This is a genomic window from Klebsiella sp. MS 92-3 (genome assembly GCF_000195655.1).
Classification (GTDB): Bacteria; Pseudomonadota; Gammaproteobacteria; order Enterobacterales; family Enterobacteriaceae; genus Klebsiella; species Klebsiella pneumoniae.
Genome location: NZ_GL882763.1, coordinates 34778 through 38772, shown reverse-complemented (window position 1 = coordinate 38772; position 3995 = coordinate 34778). Strand labels below are relative to the sequence as shown.

The window sequence follows — 3995 nt, the reverse complement described above, 5'->3', positions numbered from 1 at the left end:
CCTTTTTTCCCGTCTGGCAACGGTCGGCGCTTCGCCTTTTTTCATGCTGACGCGTGCTTTCATGGCGCCGATGGCCGCCACGGCCCGCACCAGGGTTTCACGCTCCTGGCGCGTGAGCAGGCTGTCCTCACAAATCAGGGTGTTCAGGTTATCGATCAGCGTATTCAGTCCGGGTTCAGTGACTTTCATTTTATGCTCCTGTTCCTTGTGTGGTGGCGATCAGTCCCGGCTCTCATTCACCTGAACGATGACCGGCAGGCCTGCATCAAAACAGGCCTGATACCAGCTGGCCACCTGCAGGGGATCGCCCTCTTTTATCCGGCGTATGCCGCCGGCATCCGTCAGCTGCAGGCAGGTGGTACCGTCCAGACGGATCACGTAGGCCGCTTCCCGCAGGGAGTAATGACCGTCACCCAGCTGCAGCTCCACCGCGTCACCGGCAGCCGTCTGGCGTAACGGCAGACGCCGGACGTCGGTCAGTCGTTGTCGTGCCGTTTCAGCCTCGCGTTCTGCCTGGAAGAGCGGTTCTGCAATGCCGCGACCGGCCTCCGTCAGCTCGACGGCCAGCTGCAGGTTCGGCGCGCGCAGGGTGCGCAGCCAGCCCGCGGCTTCCATGCGCCGGCAGGAGGCGCGCAGGTTCGGTCCGTACACCGGGGCGTCCCCGCCCTGCTCCAGCACCCGCTCGATATCCCGCGTCGCCACCGGCCCCGGACGTTTCGCATCGAGGGCGGCCAGCACAATCAGTACCCGTCGCTGCAGCGGCGACGGCCTGCGGGAGGTTGTTACTGCTGCCATGAACGTTGTTCTGCTGTGGGAGCGCGCAGGAGCATTCCGGTGAGGCGCAGATGGTCCCTGTCGGCGACGTCTTCCGGGGCACGGCCCGCCATCGCCAGGTGGTACCAGAGTTCGATCGCGCTGCGTGCCCGGGCAATCTCCGCATCGGCATCATTGCAGTCCGCACGGTTTGCCCGTTCAAGACACGCGTTAATAAAATCTTCCGTGTCGCCAAGCATGGTTTCATAACTCAGGTGAAAGAATACTTTCTCATCCATCCTGCACGCTCCGTCTGATTATGTGATTAAAGAAGATAAATCATATCATATATGATTTGTTATTCATCATTTAAACATCATATCAGATATTATTATGCGGTTAATGATAAATATCATATCAAGTATGATTTTGTGAGTGTGACTTAATTATCATATCACTTACCGGTTTCCCGCCGCGCAGATCCGATTTCTGGCTAAGTCGGATCTCTGTAACACACATGTATTTTCCCCGGAAAGTAATGGACGTATACCAGCGTGACAGCGTCATCTGACACTTTCACACATTCGATTTTCCGAATATATGGTTGTTTTTTTTGTCTTCGGGCGTATGCTTTACGCAACCGAACAGGAGGAATAATGCCCCTTACAGCCCTTAAGCTTTTCAAAAACCTGTCCGATGAAACCCGTCTGGGTATTGTCCTGCTGCTCAGGGAGCTGGGAGAACTGTGCGTCTGCGATTTCTGCACGGCGCTGGATGAGTCCCAGCCCAAGATCTCCCGTCATCTGGCAATGCTCCGGGAAAGCGGTCTATTGCTGGATCGCAAGCAGGGGAAATGGGTTCATTATCGCTTATCCCCGCATATTCCTTCCTGGGCTGCTCAGGTGATTGAGCAGGCCTGGTTAAGCCAACAGGACGACGTACAGGCCATCGCCCGTAAGCTGGCATCGGCAAACTGCTCTGGTAGCGGTAAGGCTGTTTGCATCTAAAAAATTTGCCTGAACATATGTGTTTTTTCGAATGTATGAGGTATTCAGAATGAAGACGTTAACGGTGTTTGACCCGGCAATGTGCTGCAGTACCGGTGTATGTGGTTCAGATGTCGATCAGGTTCTGGTTGATTTTTCTGCTGATATGCAGTGGCTGAAAGGACGTGGCGTACAGGTTGAACGTTACAACCTGGCGCAGCAGCCCATGAGCTTTGTTCACAATGAGAAAGCGAAAGCCTTCCTCGATGCATCCGGCGCAGAAGGGCTTCCGCTGCTGTTGCTGGACGGCGAAACGGTGATGGCTGGGCGATACCCAAAACGCGCTGAGCTGGCTCGCTGGTTCGGTATTCCGCTGGAGAAGGTAGGGTTAGCTCCCACCAGTTGCTGTGGTGGTAATACTTCCTGTTGCTGAATATGTCAGGAGGACATATGAAATTATTACAGAATATCCCGCCTTACCTGTTTTTTACTGGCAAGGGTGGTGTAGGAAAAACTTCCATTTCCTGCGCGACGGCTATCCACCTTGCCGAACAGGGTAAGCGGGTTTTGCTGGTCAGTACCGACCCGGCCTCCAATGTCGGTCAGGTATTCGATCTGGCTATCGGTAACACGATTCGCCCTGTGACAGCAGTTCCTGGGCTTTCTGCTCTGGAGATTGACCCGCAGGAAGCCGCCCGGCAATATCGGGCCAGAATCGTTGATCCTATCAAAGGTCTTCTGCCTGATGACGTTGTTAACAGTATCAGCGAGCAGCTTTCAGGAGCCTGCACCACTGAGATTGCGGCGTTTGATGAGTTCACCGGCTTATTGACAGACGCTTCCCTGCTGACCCGTTTCGATCACATCATTTTTGATACCGCGCCGACGGGCCACACGATTCGCCTTCTCCAGCTTCCTGGTGCCTGGAGTAGCTTTATTGAAAGCAATCCAGATGGTGCCTCCTGTCTTGGCCCGATGGCCGGGCTGGAAAAGCAGCGTGAGCAGTATGCTCATGCGGTAGAGGCGTTATCCGACCCTGAACGTACCCGCTTGGTTCTGGTTGCACGACTGCAAAATTCTACGCTGCAGGAAGTCGCCCGCACTCATGAGGAACTGGCTGAGATTGGCCTGAAAAATCAATATCTGGTGATTAATGGTGTGCTGCCTGAAGCCGAAGCTGAACATGACGCCCTGGCCGCGGCGATATGGCAACGTGAGCAGGAGGCACTGGCAAATCTTCCTGCCGGTTTATCTGAGCTACCGACAGATACCCTGTTACTCCAGCCAGTCAATATGGTTGGTGTTTCAGCATTGAAGGGACTGCTGGCTACCCGTTCTGAGGCATTACCGCTCCCGGTAACGAACATCCTGTACACGCCTGAAAACTTATCACTCTCTGGCCTGGTCGATGATATCGCTCGCAGTGAACACGGCCTGATTATGCTGATGGGCAAAGGTGGTGTAGGGAAAACCACGATGGCTGCCGCCATCGCCGTCAGGCTGGCCGACATGGGATTTGACGTGCATCTCACGACCTCTGATCCTGCTGCGCACCTGAGTACAACGCTGAACGGCAGCCTCAAAAACCTGCAGGTCAGCCGCATCAACCCTCACGATGAAACCGAACGCTATCGCCAGCATGTTCTTGAGACGAAGGGAAGAGATCTGGACGAAGCAGGGAAACGGTTACTGGAAGAGGATTTACGCTCTCCCTGTACTGAAGAAATTGCCGTGTTTCAGGCCTTCTCCCGTGTGATTCGTGAAGCGGGTAAGCGCTTTGTTGTCATGGATACCGCCCCTACCGGACACACGCTGCTGTTGCTGGATGCGACCGGGGCTTATCACCGAGAGATTGCCAAAAAAATGGGGAGTAAAGGTCATTTTACTACCCCCATGATGCAGCTTCAGGACCCGGATAGAACCAAAGTTCTGCTGGTTACGCTTCCTGAAACCACACCGGTGCTGGAAGCGGCAAACCTGCAGGCTGACCTTGAAAGAGCGGGGATTCATCCGTGGGGCTGGATTATCAATAACAGCCTTTCCATTGCGGATACGCGTTCTCCGTTGCTTTGTCAGCGTGCTCAACAGGAACTGCCTCAGATTGAGGCTGTTAAGAATCAGCATGCTGACCGTATAGCGCTTGTTCCGGTGCTGGCGTCAGAGCCCGCCGGTATTGAAAAGCTCAGAGAGTTGATGAGTTAATTTTTTGACATCTACAGGGGGGGGAAAAACCCCCCCCCGGGGGGGGGTTTTTTT

5 protein-coding genes and 1 pseudogene are annotated in these 3995 nt (G+C 54.5%); 3 read left to right on the top strand and 3 right to left on the bottom strand.

Annotated elements, in window-relative coordinates; translation table 11 throughout:
- The 3 genes and pseudogenes from HMPREF9538_RS21165 to HMPREF9538_RS21175 form a co-directional block, all read right to left on the bottom strand.
- Positions 1–189 (bottom strand): annotated as a pseudogene (locus HMPREF9538_RS21165) (DNA-binding protein); the annotation flags it as partial.
- Between the two features lie 30 nt (positions 190–219).
- The gene (locus HMPREF9538_RS21170; protein ID WP_009484299.1) at positions 220–795 is read right to left on the bottom strand and encodes a hypothetical protein; all 576 of its coding nucleotides are present in this window, start codon (positions 793–795) and stop codon (positions 220–222) included.
- Entirely contained in the window at positions 783–1052 is a 270-nt protein-coding gene (locus HMPREF9538_RS21175; RefSeq protein WP_004152102.1) for a hypothetical protein, read from the bottom strand. Before HMPREF9538_RS21175 ends, HMPREF9538_RS21170 begins: the two co-directional genes overlap by 13 nt.
- Before the next feature lie 357 nt (positions 1053–1409).
- On the opposite strand from HMPREF9538_RS21175, the gene arsR reads away from it, so the two are divergent.
- From arsR to arsA, 3 genes are read left to right on the top strand one after another with little or no spacing between them, the layout of a single operon-like run.
- Positions 1410–1760, top strand: coding sequence for an As(III)-sensing metalloregulatory transcriptional repressor ArsR (gene arsR, locus HMPREF9538_RS21180; protein ID WP_004152101.1), 351 nt, complete (start codon positions 1410–1412; stop codon positions 1758–1760).
- A gap of 49 nt (positions 1761–1809) precedes the next feature.
- A complete protein-coding gene (arsD, locus tag HMPREF9538_RS21185; RefSeq protein WP_004152100.1) occupies positions 1810–2172 on the top strand; it encodes an arsenite efflux transporter metallochaperone ArsD in 363 nt (120 codons plus the stop codon).
- A gap of 17 nt (positions 2173–2189) precedes the next feature.
- Complete coding sequence (gene arsA, locus HMPREF9538_RS21190) at positions 2190–3941, top strand: arsenite efflux transporter ATPase subunit ArsA (RefSeq protein WP_004152099.1); 1752 nt, start codon at positions 2190–2192, stop codon at positions 3939–3941.
- Positions 3942–3995 lie beyond the last annotated feature (54 nt).